Consider the following 1,020-nt stretch of genomic DNA (forward strand, 5'->3'; position numbering starts at 1 on the left):
TCACAAGGGCTAGACCTAGTAGCAATTCTTATCACTCACCACCACCCTGATCACACGGGAGGCTTGGCAAAACTTAAAGATCAATATGACTGTAAAAGCTTCGGCTCATCTCACTCAAAAGTTGAAGGTATCGATGAGCAACTGTCTGAAGGCGAAGCGATCAGCTTACTTGGCTTACAATTCAAAAGCCTCGACGTTCCGGGTCATACGCTTGATCATAATGCCTACTATTGCGAACAACTAGACGCATTGTTTTGTGGGGACACACTATTCTCAGGTGGTTGCGGTCGCTTATTCGAAGGCAGTGCTGAACAAATGTATAACTCGCTTGGAAAAATCCGCTTACTACCGAAGACGACACGCATCTTCTGTGCACACGAATATACATTAGCCAATCTAGATTTTGCACTGAGTCTAATGCCAGACAACCAGGCACTACAAAACTACTTAGTAGAAGCCACCGATTTGCGTAAGCGTGGCTTATCCACTATCCCCTCCACACTAAAAACAGAACTGGAGATAAACCCGTTTTTTAGAAGCAACGATCCAGCCTTAGCTTCGAATGTTAAACAACTATTCCCCAATACGAATAGCTGTGAGCCAGATATTTTTGCCGCAACAAGGCTCGCGAAAGATCAGTTCTGACCATAGTAACAACGGGTTAGCACTTACAGAGTTAAATTTGTTACTAATTATTTAGCTCCAAGCAGTTGACCCTAAAGCCCCTACTTCATAGACTGGGCGGGAAAACTTGCTTAACGCCTAACAAAATGTGTTCCTTTTCTCGCAGCAGTAAAATAGCCACCCAATCGATATGCGTCATTTTCCTCTTATAGTTCTACTTTTGCTTATTAACGCTTGCGCGAGCTTTGATTCGTCGCGCGGACAGCTTGCCCCCCCTAGCTCGGTGCCGTCAGTTTCCAGCAACACAACATCAAACAAAAGCGAACCTACCCCCGACATTGAGAGCAAGGAAAACACTCAAGTAAGCGAACAAATCTCAAATACTCAAGAAAGTGG

1 protein-coding gene is annotated in these 1,020 nt (G+C 44.6%); it reads left to right on the plus strand.

Going from position 1 to position 1,020, the window contains the following annotated elements; all coding sequences use genetic code 11:
• The coding region (gloB, locus tag A3729_RS29775) for a hydroxyacylglutathione hydrolase (RefSeq protein WP_068634573.1) at nt 1-645 on the plus strand (645 nt) is incomplete at its 5' end.
• Nucleotides 646-1,020 lie beyond the last annotated feature (375 nt).

This window comes from Oleiphilus sp. HI0043, assembly GCF_001634935.1.